The following is a 20131-nucleotide window of genomic DNA, read 5'->3' as shown; positions in this document are numbered from 1 at the left end:
CCGTATATGGATTATTGAATGCCGTTGGACAGCAATTGCTGTTTTAACGTCTTGAAGGTTTGTTCCTCTTTCTTGGTCATCGGCACGACTCGAACAGGGGCCAATCCGATGCCGTTCTCCTGCAAACCGAACTCCAGATGCGACTCAGAAAATTCGCGCTGCTCCTGATACGTTTTGACAGCTGAATAAATAGCCACGTCCACATTCTTGAGCATCGAAGTGAGAACCGCTTTTTCCGCCAGGAAAAACTGATCGGTGTCGACTCCGATGGCAAGCTTGCCGAGTTTCTCCGCTTCCTCTAGTGCGCCTATCCCAGTAAAGCCTGCGGCGGCATAAATGATATCCGCCTGGTCGTGCTCGAACATGTTGCCGGCGATTTGCGCGCCGAGGTCGGCCTTCCCGAAATCTCCAGCGAATTCGGATACCACTTTCGCGTTCGGATTTGAAGCCTTCACCCCGGCAATATAACCGGTCTCGAATTTACGGATGATCGGAACGTCGACTCCGCCAATAAACCCGACTACGTTTGATTTTGTTTTCATGCCCGCTACAACCCCGGCCAGGTAACTGCCCTCGTCTTCCTTGAATGTCAGAGAGATAATATTGGGCTGTTCAGATACTTCATCAATGAGAAGAAACGTTGTATCCGGATATTGGCTGGCGATCGACTCCAAACTGTCTTTCACCATAAATCCGAGGCCAATCACCAAGTCGTTTCCTTCCTCGACCAGCTCGGTAAGCCCTTGCTCGTAAGTCGTCGTATCGGCAAGTTCACGGTAATCGAAGAAAATGTCTAAATCCTCCTGCGCCTGCATCAACCCCGTAAAAGCCGCATCGCTGAACGATTGATCTCCGAGGCCAACGTCGGACAACATGATGCCGACCTTCAGCCGCTTCTTTTCCTGATCGGGCGCGCCGCCTTGCGACGAGCAACCACTAATGAGTAACGCTATGCCTAACAGGCATGTCCAGATCATCCGAACCGGTTTCATTTTCCGAGGATACCTCCTATTTTTTAACACTAAGCACACTCCATACGATACTTGTCGAATGTTTGATCTAAATCAAATTCGAGAGGGACTTTGTCGAATGTTTTGTAAACTCGATCGAAATTCTCAGTTTTGGAGGCGGATAGCGGAAAGGAATTCTAACAAGAGCCGTCGAACACTTTTCTGAAAAGGAGGACTCTTATGTACTTCTACTTGATCATCGTCGCAGCCATCATTGTTGATGTCGCTTCGAAAATAGCGATTCGCTTGAATTTGGATTTTGAGGAGCAAACGGAGATTCTCGGCGGATTGTTTCGGCTTGTGCATCTCGCGAATACGGGCTCTACCGGAAACATGTTCCACGGATGGGGGAGAGTGCTCGCCGTTTTTGTCATCGTCTTGACGGTTGCTGCGCTCTATTGGCATCGGAAAGGTAAAATTCGCGGAGCATACGTGCAGACGGCCGTGGCGCTCATTATCGGCGGGGCGCTTGGCAACGCGATTGATCGGCTCGCGTTTAACCAAGTGACGGACTTTCTCTTCTTCTCCGCAGCCGCAACGATGAATTTTGCGGATATTTGGGTATTCGCGGGGATTCTTATGCTGACGGCCAGGACGATCTATCGTACGATCAGGCCGGCCGCTCAAGGTAATGACGCGTCATCCTAAAATCCGGCGGGCGATATAACGGTCTCGCAGATCGTTACAGTGGCGGGATTGCACACTTTGGGTGATCTAACGGTCTCGCAGACCGTTACAGCGGCGAGATTGCACACTTTGGCCGATCTAGCGGTCTCGCAGACCGTTACATCAGCGGAGTTGCACTCTTAGGGTGCTCTAACGGTCTCACAGACCGTTACATCAGCGGAGTTGCACTCTTGGGGTGCTCTAACGGTCTCTCAGACCGTTACAGCGGCGGAGGTGCCCACTTTTGGTGATTTAATGGTCTCTCAGACCGCTAAAACAGCGGGACTGTAATTGCACAAAAAAGGGGACCGTCGAGAATTCTCGGCGGTCCCCACATTTTTACACCCGTGTATTATTTGCTCTTTGGAGACACTATAATTTTGATTTGGCTTTTTTCCTTGATCAGCGTCTCGAAGCCTTCCTCCACGATATCGGACAGCGCAATGCGCTTGGTGACCAATTTGTCCGCCGGGAAGTAGCCTTGCTGCATCAAGCTGATGACGGCAGGGAAAACATCGCGGTATCCGATAATTCCGGCGATATTGCGTTCTTTGAGCACAATTTGGTTAGGATGGATAGCCGCTTCACGTTCGAAGATGCTGACGATCATAATCTGTCCGCTGATTTTGGTCGAAGCAATCGCTTGGTTCAGAACGACAGGTACGCCCGTCACTTCGTAGCAAACGTCGGCTCCGCCGTCGGTTAGACGTTGAATCTCCGCAACGACGTCCGTGTCCGCCGGATTCAATGCGATCGCGCCAAGTTCGGCGGCTTTGTTGCGGCGTTCCTCCGACAGCTCGACGGCATAAATCTTGGACGCGCCAGATGCTTTCAACGCTTCGATGAGAAGCAGACCGATTGGGCCTGTACCGAATACGACGGCTTGATCTCCGACTTTTAACTGACTCGAACGAACGGCATATAGTACAACCGCAGAAGGCTCCACTAGAGCTCCTTGCTCGTAAGAGAGGCTATCCGGAATTTTATGAACCATATGCTCGTCCGCCGCCACGTACTCGGAGAAACCGCCGCCTCCGCCGGCAAGACCGAGGAATCCCATTTTATCGCAGAGATTATATTTGCCTTGCTTACAAGCCGCGCACGTTCCGCAGGAGAATACAGGTTCAACCACGACGCGGTCGCCGATTTGGAACCGAGTAACCCCTTCGCCTACCTCTTCGATCTGTCCGGAAAATTCATGGCCCATGACGATAGGCGCTTTCTCGTTCGTGAGCGGGTGGGGCGTTCCTTCCGGAATAAAGATCGGTCCGGCGGCGTATTCATGCAGATCGCTTCCGCAGATGCCGCATGCTTCGATTCTTATTTTAACCTGCCCTTTCCGAAGGGTTGGCTCCTCGATCGTCTCTACGCGCAAATCTTTTACGCCGTGCCACCTTAATGCTTGCATATCAGGTCATCTCCCTAAAGGAATTAAATAAATGATAGCTCTTACTCTCATAGGAAACGTTTCCGGAAACAATCATGTCACAATTCCGACAAACTGTCAAATGACAAAAAGTCGCTTCTGCGGGCTTATTTGCCGCGAATTACGCTTCTGCGACGCATCTACGGTGCCGAACCAAAGGATATGTGCTATGCTTTAATAATGACATCAGCGGATTGCAGCGGAAAGGAATAGGAAACGATTCCATCGCGAAAGGAATTCTCCCTAATGACGAGTAAAAAGAAGGTAACGATTGAAGATGTAGCGAAGCATGCCGGAGTCGGGATCGCAACGGTGTCCAGAGCGCTTAACAACAGCGAAGGCATCAGCGCCGCGACGAAGGCCAAAATATTGCAAGTCATCGACGAACTGGGATTCACGCCGAACACTTCGGCCCAAAGCCTCAAAATTCGCCAGACCCGCCAGATAGCGCTGGCCGTTCCGGATATTCGGAATGCGATTATCCCGGACATTGCCTATTCGGTCGAACAAGCGGCCAAGCAGCACGGATACAGAGTCGTCCAGATTAATACGCTAGGCAACGCCATGCTAGAGTTGGAGACGCTGCGGGAGTTGAGAAAGCTGCATGTAGACGGGCTTGTCATCATGCCTTTGGCTTACCCAAAACAGCTTGAACCTATGATTAACCAGGCGGGCATTCCGGTATCCATCATTAACTACAGCAAAAAGTTGGGCGAGGATTTGCAAGCGGATATCGTGGGGATGGCGCGTCAGGAGGGCAAGCTTGTGATGGAGCATCTGCTTCAGATCGGCCGCAACCGAATCGCTTATGCCGGGGCACCGAAAGATAAGATCGAAGAGCGTTACTTGGCTTACGAGCAATCGCTGAATCACGTTGACCCATCCCTCGTCTATTTCGGGGAAGATTTCTCCTTCGAGACGGGGCGGCAAGCCGCCAACTATTTTTACAGTTTAAAAAATATGCCGGATGCCATCTACGCCGTCAACGACATGGTGGCCATCGGCATCGTCAATAGACTCAAAGAACTTGGCGTCCGGGTTCCGGAGGATGTAGCGATCGCGGGTATCGACAACAATCTGTGGGCGACGGTCACGACGCCGCAGATCACTTCCGTCTCCATTATGGGCAGCGAGGTGGGAAGGCTGGCAGCCGAATTGTTGCTCAAACGCATCCAATATCCGAACACGACAGCCGGGTACGAGCGCGTGGAGTTCGAACCGCGGCTTATCGTGCGGGAATCCAGCGTGAAGATGAGACTGGACAGTCTTCCCAAAGCTTAATCGCATTCCCATCCGGTTTAATCTTCCTAGCGCCGATCTATTCCGCCCATTGCCATTCTTCTCTCGGCACCCCTAATTCTTGCGCGGCCGCATCCATGAATTGAGGGCAGAAGAAGTATCCGTTGATTCCGATAATGTGATTGTCTTCGGTTTCGATCGTCAGCACTTCGTTGAGGGCAGTGGGCTCCCCCTGTTCGTACCCTTTATAGAAAATAACCGCTTTTCTCCCCCAAAGCTCATGAACGACAGCGTATAAGTCAGGGCGATCATAGTGCGACGGATGATGAGACTCGTTCATGATTCTCCGTTTGCCGTATTCTTTGCTCGACTGCGTAACGAAACTGAACACGGCATGCTCCGCTAGCAGATCCGCAATGCCTTGAAAATCCCTTTTATTGAAATACTCCACATAACGCTTAACAAGGCTTTCGTCGGGTTGCGTATCGGCGGCTGCTGTGGAGTTATCGGCGCTCAACTCGTCACTCTTTAACTGCCGAAGTCGGGATCTGGCGCGAAATAATGCGGCGTTGACGGCCCCTTCCGTCGTTCCGATCACTTCGGCAGCTTCATTCGCCGTAAATTGGAAAGCATCCATCAGAACCAGTACAACCGTCTGCTTGGGCGGCAGATGGGTCAATAACGTCTCGAACGCTCCTTGTATTTCGAGAGCAATCGATACGTCCTCCGAAGATTTCGTAACGAGATGATCCGACCATTCTTCCATTTTTCCTTTGCGCTTGCGACAGGTATCAATCCAATGGTTCGTGGCGACCCGAAACAAAAACGCTCTCGGATGGATGGGATGCTCTCTGTGCGACAATGCCGAAAGCGAAGTAAACATTTTCAGCACCGTATCTTGGAACAAATCTTCTCCATCCCACGGATTGCCCGTGATTTTCCTGCAGTAATTCCACAACTCCCGCTGGAAGGGCTCAATCACCTCCCAGAACCTTCCGAAATATGGCCTTGTTTCTTCACCGAGTATCTGCAACGCCGTCTTGTCGCTCATATTTTATCCCTCCTTGGGTGTCTCTCTTATATAGACGAAAAAAACCGCAGTTTTCTTACGCGCCATTAGTTTAGCACCAATTCCCAGTGTCCTCCCATAATTTTGTAAGCGGGGGATTCTATCCGAGAAAGTGCGGAAACGATCATGCTCGTGAAAATGGAAGAGAAGGTGCCGGCCGGCACCTTCTCTTCTGCGTTAAATCGCGTATAACAAGGACAATAGCGCTCGATGAAGATGCGGATTGGAAGCGACGAGCGTTTTATCGCTCAAGGAGAAAGGCTCTCCTGCGGCGTTCGTGACGATCCCGCCCGCTTCCATGACGATGAGCAATCCGGCCGCGGCATCCCAAGGATACAGGCCGTCATGCCAGAAACCGCTCAGTCGACCGCAGGCGACCATGCACAGATCAAGGCTGGCGGCTCCAAGAATTCGAACGCTTCGGGTCGTGCCGGCGATGCGGGCTACTTGTGCGGCAGCAACGGAATCCGGATTCCAATCCGAAGCTTGGAATCCAGTCGCGAGCACAGCGTTGCCGACGTCGTTTTCTTCGCTTGCCCGAATCCGGGTCCCGTTAAGGAAGGCGCCCTCTCCCCTAGAAGCATGGTATAGCTCCCGAGTCATCGGGTTGTAGACCACTCCATGTTGCAGGCTTCCATCCTGCACGATACCGATCGAGACGGCGAAGTGAGGAATTCCGTGCACAAAGTTGGTCGTTCCGTCGATCGGATCGATAATCCAGCCGTATCCGGGAGCGGGCATCTTCATCATGTCGAACGGATCTCCCGGGCTCTTGGTCTCTTCGGACAGAACCCAATGATCCGGATAGTCACTGCCGATCCGCTCCCGGATAAGAGAATCGCTCATCAGATCGACTTCCGTAACCAAGTCGGAGCGGTTGACTTTATCGTCAATGCGATAAGGAGTAGTCATGCGATTCAGAATTTGTTGTCCGGCTTCTTCCGCATAGCGGATCGCGGACGCCAAAACAGACGTTATATGTGTTGGATTGTCGTTCATTATGGCTCCTTTGCTTTTAGGAAGATTGGGATTTGAGCAGCCCGTATATACCGGCCGCAATCAGCATCATGCTGCCGAGTTTCTGTAGGGTGAAGGGCGAACGTGGCAGCCCCATCAGGCCCCAATGACCCATGACGGCGGATGCGGAAATCTGGGCCGCGATCGCCGTCACGAAGACAGGCAACGCCCCGGCCGTCCCCGTCGCCTTGGAGACGCTGAACATAATGCCGACGCCGAGCAAGCCGGAGACCAGCATCCAAGGGCTGAAAGCCGACGTTATCGTCGGAAAAGAACCTCCGGCTCGAAGCAAGACCATGGACATCGCCACCTGAACAAGGGATACGCCGATAATCATGGCATACTGCCCGTTCGTTCTGCCGATCGATGCGTTGATGGCGCCCTGTAGAACGGTAAGCATACCCGCCGCGAAGGCAAGAAGCAGGCTATAGCTATACTCTTTCATGGTTGAAGTCCTCCGATACAAGCAAGAAAGCGATGATTCATTCGCCGATCTCCACTTCGATCGGCCCGTCCGCCAAGCGGACGCTCTTTCCCGGCAGAAAGTCTCCTGTCAGATGGAAAACCGCTCGCGATCGCTCGCGAAGACGATCCCAATGTTCTTCAAGCGGCCAAGCGCGTTGCCTGCTAATGGGAATCACGCAAAACTCGGGCTCGATCGCGGACAGCAATCGGAATGTGAATGCGTCCTCCATCCCGTGGTGCGGCACTTTCCACACCCGGCTTCTCAGATCGGTTCGCCGGGAAAGGCGTTCCCATCCGGCTTCCAGTTGATCTCCTCCGAAGAGAACGCCGTCCGAGCGAGCTTCCGCGGAGGTCAACCGATAGACGGAACTGTCGTCGTTGGACAGCGTGAAGAAGCGTTCCAATGACGCAAATCGTTCGCTCCCTGTCCGTCCGTCTTCAGATACAGCTTCGCGCAGAACGTCAAGCCCGGGAAGCGGATCTCCCTGCCAAGGATACAAGTGGGTGAGCGTATAGCCCTCCTCTTCCCAGATCACGGAGCTACCGGCCGAAGCATAATCGCTCCGCCAACGAATATCCGTCCCCTGCTTCCTTAACAGACGAATGAGTTCTTCGTATGCCGTCAGCATACGGCTTACCCTCCCTGCATCCGAACCTGTGGAGGAATCTTCCGTCTCTTCGGTTGAGAAGTTCAATTGCGGAAGCTCGTAAGGAAGAATCGCCCTCTTCACTTCGCATCGAATGGCAATATCGATCAGTCCGTTCAGATGGTCCGCGTGGATGTGCGTCAAGATCATCCAATCGAGCCTGCGCAATCCCTGGCGATCCATCCAGGATAACGGGTGATCCCGGTCCGGAGCGAAGCTTCCGTCCCCGCCATCGATCAGCGTCACCGTTCCCGATGGGAGCCGGATTAGATGCGCATCTCCCCAGCCGACATTAAGAAAATGGACTTTGGCCCGCATCATAACTCCCCGCTCCCCAAAAGCACATGAATCTTGCTTGAATCCATCTGCAGACGAACGGAACCTTGCAGAACCCCCCTGACGCTCGGACTGGCGTCGTCCACGTCGTATGTCATAGAGCCGCACCGGACCCGATAACGAACCATTCGTCCCAGAAAGCTGCTGCTCATAATCTCTCCGCTCCAGCCTTTGCCGGCGCTTCCTTCCGGACCTGCCTCCATGGAGATCGAGATGCATTCCGGACGGACGACCAGCGTCACCTGATCTCCTTGGCTGAACGATCGACCTCCCCCGTCTACTCGATGATGAGCGCCCTCGCACCGAACGACAAGCTCCCCGCCTTCGACGGCCGCGACTTCGCCGGGAATAAAGTTAGCCGTGCCGACAAAGTCGGCGACGAAAGCATTGTCGGGCTTAAAGTACACCTCCCACGGCGTTCCCGCTTGGCAGATGCGGCCCTTATCGAATACGGCGATTCGGTCCGAGAGGGACAGCGCTTCGTCTTGGTCGTGGGTCACGAACACAGCGGTAATGCCGGCGCGCTGCTGCAGCTCGCGAAGTTCGTTGCGGACTTCGACCCGCATCTTGGCGTCGAGATTGCTCAGCGGCTCGTCCATCAGCAGGATGTCCTGCCCCGTGACGAGCGCCCGCGCGAATGCCACCCTCTGCTGCTGCCCTCCGCTCAATTGCTTGGGCTGTCGATCGCCCAGTCCCTCCAAGCCGAACATCTCGAGCATCTCGCCAACCTTGCGCCGAATCTCATCCCGAGGAACCTTCTGCAGCTTTAAGCCGTAGGCGATATTTTCATAAACCGTCATATGCGGGAATAACGCGTATTCCTGGAAGACGAGCGGCGTCTTGCGCCGGAAGGCCGGAATGCCGTTCATCTCCGCCCCGTCGATCAGGATGCTGCCGCTGTCCGGTTCGTCGAAGCCGGCGATCAGCCTCATCAAAGTCGTTTTCCCGCAGCCGCTTGGTCCGAGCAGCGTCGTGAAGCTGCCTCGCGGAATATCCAAACATACGTTGCGAATAGCGGAATAAGAGCCGAAAGATTTCGTCACATTGTCGATGCGAATATGCGGTTGAAGCTCGCTCATGATTTCCTCCGATCATACGCTCTCGCGATCAGTTGCGTCGCCGCGTGCACGGCGAAGGCAATGGAGATCAGCACGGCGGTAAACGCCGACGCCCCTCCCCATGCACCGTTCTGTACCAAATTCAGAATCGATACCGTTCCGACGGAAGTGTGGGCCGAATAAATAAAGATAATCACGCTCAGACAAGTCACCGAACGCAGGAAAGCAACGGAAAGCCCCGATAGGAACGGCCCTTTCAGCAACGGCAGCAGGACATTGCGAAACGTGCGGAAGCTTCCGGCGCCCAGATTAAGCGAAGCGTCCTCCAGCGAGCTGCCGATCTGTTGCAGCCCCGCCGAGCTTGCGCTGTAGCATGTCGGCAAGTTCCAGAACGTCAGGGCGAGAATCATAATCGCGGAAGTTCCCGATAGATCAAGCGGCGCCTGATTAAAAGCCATCGCGAAGCCGAGCCCGAGGAATACGCCCGGAACGGCTCCGGGCAGAATGGCCAGGAAATCGAGCAGGCGGTTAAATCCGATGCGCTTGCGCTGAACGAGATAAGCTAGAATCATCCCTAAGACGGCCGCTGCGAACGACGAGAACAGCGCGTAGCGGATGCTATTGTACAGTTCCGTTCCTTTGGCCGCGACGTACTTCAGATTTTGCAAGGTAAAGCTCCAATCGTAACCCCAGGTTTTCGTGAACGCGCCGTAGAAAAGCACGCCGTACACGGCCAGCACGAACAGAGCAACGAATAAGCAGCAGGCGAACAAGCCCCATTTTACGTAAGAAGGCACCGGATAGGCTTTAAGGCTCGACTCCTTGCCGGTAACCGTAACGTAAGATCGTCTGCCTAACCAGATACGGTTCGCGAAGAACAGCGCGAGAGCGGGCAAGAGTAGCGCGGTGGACAGAACCGACGCCGAGGATAGATCGAACCATCCCGACATTTGCATGTAGGCTTCAGTAGGCAGCAACGTAAAGTTGCCGGCGATGATCATCGGATTGCCGAAGTCGGCCAGCACGTTCATCGCGGCGATTAAGGCTCCGCCTGCGAGACCGGGCCTGCAGAGCGGCAGGAATACATGGCGGAATACTTGCCAGCGAGTCGCGCCGAGATTGTGCGCCGCGTACTCCAGGTGGACGGGCAGGGATTTCAGCACTCCGTAGATGACCGCGTACGCGAACGGAAAAAAAGTAATCGTCTGCACGAGCCAGAGCCCGTGCCAGCCGTAGATGTCGAAGTTGGCGTGCAACAATTGCTTGGAGACGATGCCCTGCCTGCCGAAGAGCAGGATGTAGGATAACGCCACGATGAACGGAGGAGAGACGATAGGCAATAAGGTCACGAAACGGAATAATCCTTTAAACGGAATGTCCAGTCTCGCGATCGAATACGCGAACAGAAAGGCGACGGCCGTGCAGGACAGCGTCGAGATCGCCATCATGAACAAGCTGTTGAGCGCCGCCTGAAACCATCTGGAATTCGTAAATAGCTGCAAATAGTCTTCCGGGCGGGGAAAGCTGACGACCTTCGCGATCGGCCATAAAACGAAAAAACAGGTTATCGTCGTCACTGCGGCGATTAAGAACGCCAACGCAGGCTCGTGCTTCAGCTTCCTGATTTCCAGCCATGCGTTTCTAAGAGCGGACGAGGTCACGGGGGTTCCCCTCTTTCAGATCTGATAACGCGGGAACACTTCCTCGCCGCAAGGGAGGAAATGTTCCCGCTTAAATGCCGGAATGTATTACTTGGAACCGATCATTTCAGTAAACTTCTTCACGACATCCGCCTTCATCTCGGCCGCCTTGGCACGATCGTATTCGACGAGGTTTACGTTCTCGAGCGGAATCATGCCTTTGGGAGGAGCGACGTCTTTGCGAACAGAATAGCGGTTGGACATCTCCGTATTCATCTCGCCGACATCCTTGGTCAAAAGCCAATCGACGAATTTCTTGGCGTTATCCGTGTTGGGACCGCCTTGGATGATTCCGACGCCCCCGATCTCGAATGCGGTCTGCTCGGGCACGATGACCTTGATCGGATATCCTTGTTTGGCCGATTTGACGATGTCGTGAGCCCAGGACATGCCTGCCACGAATTCGCCCGCGGCAGTCAGGTTGATACCGTCTCCGGCTTTGGGCGTATAGTGATGAACGTTGTCGTTCAGTTTCTTCAGATAGTCCCAGCCCTTCTCCTCGCCCAGACGGAACAATTGATCCGCGATGAAGATGTAGCCGCCGCCCGCCGTTGCGGGGTTCGACGTGATAAACAAATCCTTGTAGGCGGGGTCGAGCAGATCATCCCATGTCGCAGGCTCTTTCACGCCTTTAGGAGCAAGCTCTTTCTCGAAGCGTTCGTTATTCAACACGATGCCGAGAACCCCCATGTACCACCCTTGCCAGAAACCGTTCGGATCGTTGAACTGAGCATCGATCTCGCTTGCGTTCGGCGAAGTGTATTTCTCAAGAATGCCTTGGTCGGCCAGCGGCTGATAGAATTCAACCGACCCGCCTACCAGAATGTCCGCCTTCGGCGAGCTCTTCTCCGCTTGAACCCGCGTACTGGCTTCGCCCGCGCTTCCCAAGCTCAAATATTCAATGTCGATTCCGGTGTCTTCCTTAAACTTCTTCTGAAGCTGCATCATATCGTCTTCGCTCAATGCGGTGTACACGACAAGTTTCTTCGATTCCGGGGAGCTCGATTCCGATGCGCTCGGGGCCGAGGACGGGGCGCTTTCCGACGGGCTCTCCGCCGAGTTTCCGCCGTTGTTGTTCTGGCCGCACGCACCCAATACCGTCATGCTTGCAATCAAAGCCAACGCCAGTACGTTGCTCGTTCTCTTCTTCCAACTCCTGATCATTTTCCGATCCTCCTCATTTATCTGACAAGCTGTCTGACATCTCCAATTTAATAGACAAATGTTAGAGGAGCATCACGCGCAAGTAAAACTTTTATTAACGCTTGGCCATCGCCTGAGCCGGGGATTTAAGAATAACGATGAAAAACATCGCTACTCTGCCTACCCATTCGTTCTATCGCTGGAATAGCGATGTAAAATAGCGTTGTTGACCTGGAAACCTGGGGCGTTTATCCTTGTTGCCTCTAATTGCGATGTTTTGTACCGTTATTAACTCGTCCCTCGCTCCGCCACCCATCAATAGCGATGATTCCAATCGTTAATGCAAAAAAACCGCGCCGTCCGACAAGGACGATGCGGCTGATATGCGATTAGGACGGCTAATCCCGTCTGACGAACAATTTAAAAGCGCTGCTTTTCAGATAGTCCAGCGAATAGAACACGGGGCGATCATCTTCGTCGAAATGAAGCTGCTTCAGCAGAATAAGCCCCCCGCCAAGCACTTCCGCGGCTTTGCAATCCCGCTCGTCCGAGGTGCTGACCGCGCAGATTTCGGTCAGGGCGTAAGCGATCCGGATCCCGAGCCGGTCGCGAAGAAAATCGAATATCGCCCCGGTGAATCCGGATTCGAAATGATCGGACGCGATATCTCCAGGAAAAATGTTGTAATAGAAGGCGACTTTCTGATCGTCCGCGGTGCGGATCCGCTCCAACACGACGACCGGGTCCTCGGTCCGAAGCTTCTCGAGCCACTCCGGCTCGGCTTCCCGCGAATAGATTCTCACGTCCGTCTCGCTTTCCTTGTAGCCTACGCTCTTGATCATCTCTCCCAGACTGCGCAGCTTGTTCAGCGGATTCACGATGAAGGAAGGGCGCTCGTTCACGTAGGTGCCGACTCCGTTCTTGCTCGTCAGCGCTCCTTCTCTCTGCAGCATCTTCAAAGCTTCTCTCAAGGTGGGACGGCTTACGTCGAATTCCTTGGCCAGCGCGGGCTCCGAAGGAAGCTTCTCCCCCGGTTGGAACTCTCCCGCGTGAATTCTTCGCTCGATTTCTTCTTTAACGCGAATATAGAGCAGCTTTTTCTCCATGTCATTATCCTTTCGGCGATCGGGGCCGGAATCGCTCTCGTTAACCCCACTCTATTGGACTCCGGCTCAGATTGTCAAGACGACCGCGTCGAAGAATAATACGGGTAATCCATCTTCTCTTGAACCTGTCGGGCTAACTCCTTGCCAGCAAGTGACTCTATGAAATACAGCCCCAAATCAATGGAGGCGGATACTCCCCCCACCCGTAAAAACGTTGCCGTCCCTGATGAAGCGTTCCTTGACCACCTCTGCGCAATAAGGCACCAACAACCCGTACGCGGAAGGATTCGTCGTTGCCTTTTTTCCGTTTAGAAACCCCGCCGCCCCCAGAATTAGCGCTCCCGTACATACGGAAGCCTTGTACCTTGCATCTCGCGCAGTCTGAATCCATGAAATAAAATCCGTTTCGAACCTTAGTTGCCTAGTAGAGAAGCCTCCGGGGATGAAAACCAAGTCGTAGTCCGAAAGATTCGGGCAGATTCGATTCACCCGAACGGTCAATCCCCGATCATCGGTAATTTGCTCTTTGTTCGAACAAAAATCCCATGACGCCTTGTCTTTAGCCGTAAAGATGTCCATCATGGTAACCGCTTCGTAGAACCCGACAAAATCCAGCATCGTCATTCCGTCGAACAAAATGTAAGCCGTTCTCATACCCCTACCCCGTCCTTTCATTTGTGAAATAAAAAAAAGTACTTGATCTAAGATCAAATACTCCAAAAAAAGATGATTAATATACAAGCCCCGCTTATGTTCAGATAGCTACCTGCCTTAAAATAAAACAGACGGTAGCTTTGTCCAATCATCCACTGTTTTTCGAGAATATATTGTCAGTATCAATCCAAAGGAGTTGATATTTTGGCACGTATTATTGTAACACGTATTCTCGATAAAGCTGCCGTCATGCCGCGCCGTAGTTTCAATCTTGCAACCTCGTTTGTCATACGTCGTTCGCCAGCAAGATCTCAACTTGCAACCATTACTTTGCGGATTCCAACTCTTTCTCAACCTAATCGGGTAGATTTGGTGGCAACCGTGGGCGTTCGGGGCGTCACTGGCATTGCACAAATTCTCTTTAGAATCTTCCGCGATGGAAGAGAGATTTTCAACACGCAGCAAGGTATTGAATCTGTCGGTTCCGAGCAAAACTACGCCGTTACGTTCCAGGCGGAAGATAGAAATGTACCAGCCGGTACCCACGTATATACAGTCACAGCGGAAAACCGTGCTGCAAATACAAGAGCCGATGTTGTCGGACCTATCTCGTTCAGCGGTTTAGCCGTTCGGACGAGAACGTAAACGAATAGGAGGGGTCCGGGGCTAGCCCCGGACCCCTCACACCACTGTACGTTTGTTCTTTTGCGCGTCGGTTATACTTGCTGCATCAGCATGAGCAGGAACGTCATCACCACGATGCTGACCAGGATGGACAACGATCCGGTAAGACTCGACAACGCCGGATCTCCCTTGCATTTCTCCGTGAACACGGGAGACAGATTCGAGATCGGCGAGAACGACACGAGGACGAGCGCTTGCCGAATTTCCTCGGAAAACGGAGTGAGAAAATAGAAGACCGCGGCGAAGACCGATGCGCCGAGAAACCTTACGGAAAGCGTAGTCACAACCTGCTTGACGTATTTGCGCTCGAACTTGATATCGAACATCATACCGATCATCAGCATGGACAGAAAGCCGTTCGCTGCACCGATTGTCGAGGATACGGCAATTACCCCCGTCGGCATGCCCACATGCAGCATCGCAAACACAAGCATCAGCATATAGGTCACGAACGGAACGGAAGAGAACAGCTTGCGGATCATCCCCCATACACGGCTTCTTTCTCCCGCGTTCAGCACGTTCGAAGTCACCACATAGGAGCCGCTCGTGCACATGACCGCGTTACCCGCATCGAACAAGCTGGTCACGACGATGCCGGAAGGACCGAGGAAGCTTTGCACGTACGGCATGGTGAACGAACCGATGCTATACCCCGGCCAATTCAGCATATAAAACGCCCTTGTGCCGTTGTCTTCCTTACGTGACGCCCAATACCCGAGCAGCAGCAGCAGTACGTTGCACCCGAACCCGAGCAGAACGATAAACAGCAGCGAGGCTTGCATCTCATGCGCGGCAAAGCTCGTCACGACGGCTGCGGGAAGCGTCACGTTCAGCACGATTTTCGAGATCAGCTTATAATCGTATGGCGCGACAAAGCCTTTTCTCTTCAACATATAGCCCAATAAAATGATGAAAATATACGCGCTTGCTTTTATCAGAACCGGAATCAAACCTATCACTGCCTTCGTGTCCATAGATGTCAGGCTTATCCCGATAGTGGAGCAGTATGGCTAACCCTTTCTTCTGAACGTAATTACGCTAACCGATAGACTCTCGCTTCGTAAGGCCGCAGCGTAAGCGAGTCAATCTTCTCCTGCTCGTCCACCTCATAATTGCTGATCAGTAATTCCCGACCCTCAGAGCGAATGTGGCTAGGCAGCTCGAACACCGGAGTCTGGTCGGAGAAGTTGCAAATGACGATCAGCTGCTCTTGGTCCAGCGTACGAGTGAACGCATAGATTTGCTCGTCGGCTTCCATGAGCACGTCATAGCTGCCGTATACGATGATCCCGTGCTTTTTACGAAGCTGAATCAGTTTGCGATAGAAATGAAAGATCGAGTTCGGATCTTGCCTGTCGCGCTCTACGTTGATTTCCTTATGATTATCATGAACTCCGATCCAAGGCGTGCCTTCGGTAAAACCGCTGTTGTCGGCTGCGGACCACTGAACCGGCGTGCGGCCGTTGTCCCGACTGCGCTGGTGAATGCTCTCCATCATCTCCGAGTGGCTGAGCTGCCCGTCTCCGACAAAGTCGCGATATGCGTTCACCGTCTGGATGTCCCGGTAATCGGTAACCTGGTCGAATCGTACGTTCGTCATGCCGATTTCTTCGCCCTGATAAATATAAGGCGTGCCTTGCAGCATATGCAGGCAGGTGGCGAGCATTTTGGCGGACAGCACCCGATATTCCGGGCTGTCGTTGCCGAAACGGGATACCGCGCGCGGCTGATCGTGGTTGCTCCAGTAGAGGCTGTTCCAGCCGTCTTCTCGCAGACCGTATTGCCAGCGGCTCATAATCGTCTTCAGCTCGGTCAGCTTCCACGGCTGAGGCGACCACTTGCCCAGCTTTCCGTCACCGAGGAACACATGCTCGAAATGGAACACCATGTTCAATTCGTTCCGGCTCGCGCCCGTATACAGCTTGGCTTGCTCTAAGTTGACGCCCAACGTTTCCCCAACCGTGATGATGTCGTACTTGGACAGCACTTCGCGGTTCATTTCCTGCAGGTAGTCATGAATTTTCGGTCCGTCGCAGTAGAGGGGAACGCCGTCGCCATATTTGAAGCCATCTTTGACGATTGCGTCTGGAAGTCCCTCTGCTTTGGAAAGCATGTTGATGACGTCCATACGGAAGCCGTCCACGCCCTTGTCGAGCCAGAACCTCATCAGATCGTACACTTCACCGCGAAGCACGGGATTTTCCCAGTTCAAGTCCGGCTGCTTCTTAGAGTAAATGTGGAGGTAATACTCCCCGCTCTGCTCGTCATACTCCCACGCCGAACCGCCGAATCTGGAGCCCCAATTGTTCGGCTCGCTGCCGTCTTCCTTGCCCGGACGCCACATATAATAGTCGCGGTAAGGGTTGTCCATGGACTTCCTAGCCTCAATGAACCAAGGATGTTCGTCCGAAGAGTGATTGACGACCAAGTCGAGCATAATCTTAATCTGTCTGGCATGCGCTTCGGTCAGGAGCTGATCGAAATCCTGCATCGTGCCGAATTCGTCCATAATATCTCTATAATCGCTTATATCGTAGCCATTGTCGTCGTTCGGCGATTTATTAATCGGGCTCAGCCAGATGACATCAATGCCGAGCTCCCGAAGATAGTCCAGCTTGAGGATAATGCCCTGCAAATCTCCAACGCCGTCCCCGTTGCTATCCATAAAGCTTCTCGGATAAATCTGATAGACGACGGCTTCCTTCCACCATTTGCGTTCCATCTCCGTCTTGCTCCTCTCTAATCCGTTCTCTGTCTCTGTTTTTATCGTTTTATCGAATCTCTTGTTTCCGACCTTAGCCTTTGACCGCGCCAGCCGTAATGCCTTGAATAATATAGCGCTGCATGAACAGGAAGAAGACGATAATCGGGACGACTGCCAGCGCCATCGCCGCCAGTGCGAGATGCCATTGGTTCATATATTCACCGAAGTAAATGTAAGAGGCGAGCGGAATCGTCTGAACCGCCTTCGAATTCAGCACGACGTATGGCAGCAAGAAGTCGTTCCAGATCCAGAGCGTATGCAATATCGCAATTGTCACCGTAATCGGCTTCAGCAGCGGAAGCAGAATGCGGAAGTATACGCCGAACGTATTGCTGCCGTCAATCGTTGCCGCCTCTTCCAGCTCCACGGGAACGCCTTTAATGAACCCGTGATACAGAAAGAGCGCCAGCGGAATTCCGAAGCCCCAGTACATGATAATGATGCCGGGCAGATTGTTGATCATGTGGAAGTCTTTGGCCACCATGAGCAGCGGAATCATCATCGTTTGAAACGGAATGATCATGGCCGACAGAATGGCGAGAAAGATCACGTTGCTGACTTTGCCCGGACGGCGAACGAGCTGATAAGCCGCGGCCGAACTGAACAATAGAATGCCGAGTACGCTGAACACCGTAATGACGAGCGAGTTGCCGAATACGGATGGAAATCTCATCTCTTGCCATACCGTGGCGAAGTTGTCGAATTGAAACGCCTGCGGAAACGAAGCGGCCGAGGTCAAGATTTCGTCGTACCGCTTGAATGCGTTGATGAATACGAGATAGAGTGGGACAAGAACGATCAAGCCCAGCACGACCATGAACAGCTCAAGAACCAGCTTGCCGCTGCTGTAGCGTTCCTTCATTACGCCTCGACCTCCTTCCGTTTCATGACAAACACTTGAATAAGCGTAATCGATCCGAGCACGATGAAGAACAGAATCGCTTTCGTCGAAGCCAGCGTATAGTTGTTATTCGCGAATGCATCCTGATAAATATGCAGCGCCAGCGATTCCGTCGAACCGAACGGTCCGCCCTTCGTCAAGGCCAAGTTCAGATCGAATACTTTGAACCCGCTCGTAATCGCCAGGAACAAGCAGATCGTAAATGCGTTGCGCACAAGCGGCAGCACGATATGCCACATTTTTTGCCAGCGATTGACGCCGTCAATCTCCGCCGCCTCCAGCAGTTCGTTGGAGATGCCTTGCAGTGCGGCGATATATATGACCATGAAGTAGCCGGCGTTATACCATACGCTGACCATAATCAGCGCCCAGAAAGCGTAGCCGGGATAGCTCAGCCAGTTGACCTCGAAGATGTGCAAGCCCGTCCATTCCGCGATTTGCGGGAACGCTTGGGAAATAATAAATTGCCAGATGAAGCCGATAATGAGCGTCCCGATGACATGGGGCATGAAAAAGACCGTTCTGAGCGCGTTTTTCGTCTTCAGCTTCATGTTCAAAACTATAGCCAATGAAAATCCTATAAGATTTACCAATAACGTACTGACAGCCACATACTTCAGCGTGAACCCGAAGGACTTCAGGTACGCCGTATCTTGAAAGATCGCCGTGTAGTTCTCCCACCCGATCCATTTGATATCGCTGCTGATGCCGTCCCAATCCTGGAACGAGAATACGATCGCCCGAGCGAAAGGAAGCATAATGATCAGTGCGAACAACAGAACGGCCGGAGTGACGAATGTCGCGTAGACGAGCCGTTTTTTAATCGTTGGCGTCATGAAAAGCACCTCTTTTTCCCGCTTTAACCTTGCGCAGCCGCTGCGGCGGCGGATATTCCGAACCGCCGCAGCGACTGCCTTGATTGCCGATCGGGCGCATAACAACGCCCGGTTTACGCTTTTACTTCTTTACGGCGCCGGTCCAGATCTTCTGGATTTCGTCCAGCGCTTGCTCTTTGTTCAACTGCTCGCCGACGTAGGCTTGCAGCGGCTTCACGAATTGGGTCTGGATGCCTGGAGCCGGCCACAGGAAGAAGGCGAAAGGAATGATTCGATCGTTCTTCACGTATTCGTTCATGTCCGCGGCGAGCGGTCCAAGCTGATCCGTCGCTTGCAGATCGGAGAAGGCCGGAACGAACTGGAACGAATCGACCAAATATTTCTGACCGTTCTCATGAATCCAATTCAGGAACTTCTTCGCTTCTTCGACGTTTTTGGATTCCTTGTTGACTCCGTAGTAGTTCGGCACGCTGATCGGAATTCTCGTATCTTCGGCATTGTCGGTCAGCGGAATGGGGAACATGCCCATGTTCACGTCCGGATTCACTTTAAGAATCGGCTGCAGCGCCCAGACGCCTTGCTGGATCATGGCGACTTTGCCTGTTGCGAAGTTCGCGATTTCCGTATCGTAGCTAACGCCGAGAGACTCTACGCCCGATCCGTATTTCACGGTCATATCCAGCACCTTGAAAAATCCGTCTATCATCGGATTGTCCTTAATTTTGGCGGAACCGTCGTTCAGCTGTTTGGCATATCCGGCAGGGTCCGGCGTATAAGCGAACGGAAGACTCAGCAGATGCTGTCCAAGAGTCCACCATTCTTTATAAGCTTCGGAGTAAGAGACGATGCCCGCAGCCTTCAGCTTCTCGTTCACCTGTTCCAGCTCTGTGATCGTTGTCGGAACTTTGTCGATTCCGGCTTTGGCGAACAGATCCTTGTTGTAGATGAAGCCGTATCCTTCGATGGAAATTGGGAACCCGTACTTCTTATCGTCGAACGTCATGCCGGGAAGGGTCGTCGGCAGCACTTTACTCATCCAAGGCTCATCCGACAGATCAACGAGACGATCGCGCCACAGTCCCATATCGGTATACCCTTTGACGAAGAAAATGTCCGGCGCTTCTCCCGCCGCAAACAGCGTCTTGAGCCGCGTTTGAACGTCAACGGTGATTTCCGGCTCGATCGTTACATTGGGATTCTCCGCCTGGTAATCGGCCAACATCTGCTTTGTCTTGTCGGCGATTTCAGGCTTGCCTTGCAGCAGCTTGAGCACGATCTTTTTGTCTCCCGTGGCTGGCTTCGTCTCCGAAGCATTGCTCGACGGCTTAGAGTCTCCCTGGCCGCATCCGGCAAGCAAGCCAGCGCCCAAAGCAAGAACGGTAAAGCTGGATAACGACTTTCTCATTACGA

The 20131-nt window shown here is 53.0% G+C and carries 18 protein-coding genes and 1 pseudogene; 3 read left to right on the top strand and 16 right to left on the bottom strand.

Going from position 1 to position 20131, the window contains the following annotated elements; translation table 11 throughout:
* Positions 1-11: 11 nt before the first annotated feature.
* A complete protein-coding gene (locus FPZ45_RS20715; RefSeq protein ID WP_144706060.1) occupies positions 12-992 on the bottom strand; it encodes a BMP family lipoprotein in 981 nt (326 codons plus the stop codon).
* A 198-nt stretch (positions 993-1190) separates the two neighbouring features.
* Here FPZ45_RS20715 and FPZ45_RS20710 point away from each other — a divergent pair, with 198 nt between their 5' ends.
* A complete protein-coding gene (locus FPZ45_RS20710) occupies positions 1191-1658 on the top strand; it encodes a signal peptidase II (protein WP_144706058.1) in 468 nt (155 codons plus the stop codon).
* Positions 1659-2028: 370 nt separating this feature from the next.
* Here the strand turns inward: FPZ45_RS20710 and FPZ45_RS20705 are convergent, their stop codons facing one another.
* Entirely contained in the window at positions 2029-3084 is a 1056-nt protein-coding gene (locus FPZ45_RS20705) for a 2,3-butanediol dehydrogenase (RefSeq protein WP_144706056.1), read from the bottom strand.
* 264 nt (positions 3085-3348) lie between these two features.
* On the opposite strand from FPZ45_RS20705, the gene FPZ45_RS20700 reads away from it, so the two are divergent.
* The gene (locus tag FPZ45_RS20700; RefSeq protein ID WP_144706054.1) at positions 3349-4383 is read left to right on the top strand and encodes a LacI family DNA-binding transcriptional regulator; all 1035 of its coding nucleotides are present in this window, start codon (positions 3349-3351) and stop codon (positions 4381-4383) included.
* Positions 4384-4420: 37 nt separating this feature from the next.
* On the opposite strand, the gene FPZ45_RS20695 is transcribed toward FPZ45_RS20700, so the two are convergent.
* From FPZ45_RS20695 to FPZ45_RS20655, 9 genes and pseudogenes are all read right to left on the bottom strand, one after another.
* On the bottom strand, positions 4421-5392 hold the full coding sequence (locus FPZ45_RS20695; protein WP_144706052.1) for an RNA polymerase sigma factor: 972 nt from the start codon (positions 5390-5392) through the stop codon (positions 4421-4423).
* A gap of 195 nt (positions 5393-5587) precedes the next feature.
* Complete coding sequence (locus FPZ45_RS20690; RefSeq protein WP_144706050.1) at positions 5588-6409, bottom strand: inositol monophosphatase family protein; 822 nt, start codon at positions 6407-6409, stop codon at positions 5588-5590.
* Between the two features lie 16 nt (positions 6410-6425).
* A complete protein-coding gene (locus FPZ45_RS20685) occupies positions 6426-6872 on the bottom strand; it encodes a DMT family transporter (RefSeq protein WP_144706048.1) in 447 nt (148 codons plus the stop codon).
* Positions 6873-6909: 37 nt separating this feature from the next.
* The gene (locus FPZ45_RS20680) at positions 6910-7860 is read right to left on the bottom strand and encodes a ComEC/Rec2 family competence protein (protein ID WP_144706046.1); all 951 of its coding nucleotides are present in this window, start codon (positions 7858-7860) and stop codon (positions 6910-6912) included.
* Positions 7857-8954 (bottom strand): ABC transporter ATP-binding protein, encoded by a 1098-nt coding sequence (locus FPZ45_RS20675; protein WP_144706044.1) that lies wholly within the window; start codon positions 8952-8954, stop codon positions 7857-7859. The genes FPZ45_RS20680 and FPZ45_RS20675 overlap by 4 nt, the downstream gene beginning before the upstream one ends.
* A complete protein-coding gene (locus tag FPZ45_RS20670) occupies positions 8951-10594 on the bottom strand; it encodes an ABC transporter permease (protein ID WP_144706042.1) in 1644 nt (547 codons plus the stop codon). The genes FPZ45_RS20675 and FPZ45_RS20670 overlap by 4 nt, the downstream gene beginning before the upstream one ends.
* A gap of 87 nt (positions 10595-10681) precedes the next feature.
* The gene (locus tag FPZ45_RS20665; RefSeq protein WP_144706040.1) at positions 10682-11797 is read right to left on the bottom strand and encodes an ABC transporter substrate-binding protein; all 1116 of its coding nucleotides are present in this window, start codon (positions 11795-11797) and stop codon (positions 10682-10684) included.
* Positions 11798-12174: 377 nt separating this feature from the next.
* Positions 12175-12882, bottom strand: coding sequence for a GntR family transcriptional regulator (locus FPZ45_RS25920; RefSeq protein WP_144706038.1), 708 nt, complete (start codon positions 12880-12882; stop codon positions 12175-12177).
* Between the two features lie 74 nt (positions 12883-12956).
* Positions 12957-13536, bottom strand: a pseudogene (locus FPZ45_RS20655) (DJ-1/PfpI family protein).
* 249 nt (positions 13537-13785) lie between these two features.
* Between FPZ45_RS20655 and FPZ45_RS20650 the strand changes: the two are divergent.
* Positions 13786-14181 (top strand): exosporium protein C, encoded by a 396-nt coding sequence (locus FPZ45_RS20650; protein ID WP_144706090.1) that lies wholly within the window; start codon positions 13786-13788, stop codon positions 14179-14181.
* A 71-nt stretch (positions 14182-14252) separates the two neighbouring features.
* On the opposite strand, the gene FPZ45_RS20645 is transcribed toward FPZ45_RS20650, so the two are convergent.
* The 5 genes from FPZ45_RS20645 to FPZ45_RS20625 all read right to left on the bottom strand — a co-directional run bounded on the left by FPZ45_RS20645 (position 14253) and on the right by FPZ45_RS20625 (position 20126).
* Entirely contained in the window at positions 14253-15194 is a 942-nt protein-coding gene (locus FPZ45_RS20645; RefSeq protein WP_222430795.1) for an AEC family transporter, read from the bottom strand.
* Positions 15195-15253: 59 nt separating this feature from the next.
* A complete protein-coding gene (locus tag FPZ45_RS20640) occupies positions 15254-16942 on the bottom strand; it encodes a glycoside hydrolase family 13 protein (RefSeq protein ID WP_144706036.1) in 1689 nt (562 codons plus the stop codon).
* Positions 16943-17015: 73 nt separating this feature from the next.
* On the bottom strand, positions 17016-17846 hold the full coding sequence (locus FPZ45_RS20635) for a carbohydrate ABC transporter permease (protein WP_144706034.1): 831 nt from the start codon (positions 17844-17846) through the stop codon (positions 17016-17018).
* Positions 17846-18721: a carbohydrate ABC transporter permease gene (locus tag FPZ45_RS20630; protein WP_144706032.1), complete on the bottom strand. Its 876-nt coding sequence runs from the start codon at positions 18719-18721 to the stop codon at positions 17846-17848. The genes FPZ45_RS20635 and FPZ45_RS20630 overlap by 1 nt, the downstream gene beginning before the upstream one ends.
* Positions 18722-18842: 121 nt before the next feature.
* Positions 18843-20126, bottom strand: coding sequence for an ABC transporter substrate-binding protein (locus FPZ45_RS20625; RefSeq protein ID WP_144706030.1), 1284 nt, complete (start codon positions 20124-20126; stop codon positions 18843-18845).
* Positions 20127-20131: the final 5 nt, after the last annotated feature.

Origin of the sequence: Cohnella terricola (assembly GCF_007786475.1) — a bacterium.
Lineage (GTDB): Bacteria > Bacillota > Bacilli > Paenibacillales > Paenibacillaceae > Cohnella > Cohnella terricola.
Note: the sequence above shows the minus strand (reverse complement) of the source record. Positions and strands in the feature narration are given on the sequence as shown.

What these genes read in the sequence shown, in the direction of transcription:
- FPZ45_RS20715 (WP_144706060.1), bottom strand. Translation starts at nt 992, where the DNA reads ATGAAACCGGTTCGGATGATCTGGACATGCCTGTTAGGCATAGCGTTA.
- FPZ45_RS20710 (WP_144706058.1), top strand. Translation starts at nt 1,191, where the DNA reads ATGTACTTCTACTTGATCATCGTCGCAGCCATCATTGTTGATGTCGCT.
- FPZ45_RS20705 (WP_144706056.1), bottom strand. Translation starts at nt 3,084, where the DNA reads ATGCAAGCATTAAGGTGGCACGGCGTAAAAGATTTGCGCGTAGAGACG.
- FPZ45_RS20700 (WP_144706054.1), top strand. Translation starts at nt 3,349, where the DNA reads ATGACGAGTAAAAAGAAGGTAACGATTGAAGATGTAGCGAAGCATGCC.
- FPZ45_RS20695 (WP_144706052.1), bottom strand. Translation starts at nt 5,392, where the DNA reads ATGAGCGACAAGACGGCGTTGCAGATACTCGGTGAAGAAACAAGGCCA.
- FPZ45_RS20690 (WP_144706050.1), bottom strand. Translation starts at nt 6,409, where the DNA reads ATGAACGACAATCCAACACATATAACGTCTGTTTTGGCGTCCGCGATC.
- FPZ45_RS20685 (WP_144706048.1), bottom strand. Translation starts at nt 6,872, where the DNA reads ATGAAAGAGTATAGCTATAGCCTGCTTCTTGCCTTCGCGGCGGGTATG.
- FPZ45_RS20680 (WP_144706046.1), bottom strand. Translation starts at nt 7,860, where the DNA reads ATGATGCGGGCCAAAGTCCATTTTCTTAATGTCGGCTGGGGAGATGCG.
- FPZ45_RS20675 (WP_144706044.1), bottom strand. Translation starts at nt 8,954, where the DNA reads ATGAGCGAGCTTCAACCGCATATTCGCATCGACAATGTGACGAAATCT.
- FPZ45_RS20665 (WP_144706040.1), bottom strand. Translation starts at nt 11,797, where the DNA reads ATGATCAGGAGTTGGAAGAAGAGAACGAGCAACGTACTGGCGTTGGCT.
- FPZ45_RS25920 (WP_144706038.1), bottom strand. Translation starts at nt 12,882, where the DNA reads ATGGAGAAAAAGCTGCTCTATATTCGCGTTAAAGAAGAAATCGAGCGA.
- FPZ45_RS20650 (WP_144706090.1), top strand. Translation starts at nt 13,786, where the DNA reads ATGCCGCGCCGTAGTTTCAATCTTGCAACCTCGTTTGTCATACGTCGT.
- FPZ45_RS20645 (WP_222430795.1), bottom strand. Translation starts at nt 15,194, where the DNA reads ATGGACACGAAGGCAGTGATAGGTTTGATTCCGGTTCTGATAAAAGCA.
- FPZ45_RS20640 (WP_144706036.1), bottom strand. Translation starts at nt 16,942, where the DNA reads ATGGAACGCAAATGGTGGAAGGAAGCCGTCGTCTATCAGATTTATCCG.
- FPZ45_RS20635 (WP_144706034.1), bottom strand. Translation starts at nt 17,846, where the DNA reads ATGAAGGAACGCTACAGCAGCGGCAAGCTGGTTCTTGAGCTGTTCATG.
- FPZ45_RS20630 (WP_144706032.1), bottom strand. Translation starts at nt 18,721, where the DNA reads ATGACGCCAACGATTAAAAAACGGCTCGTCTACGCGACATTCGTCACT.
- FPZ45_RS20625 (WP_144706030.1), bottom strand. Translation starts at nt 20,126, where the DNA reads ATGAGAAAGTCGTTATCCAGCTTTACCGTTCTTGCTTTGGGCGCTGGC.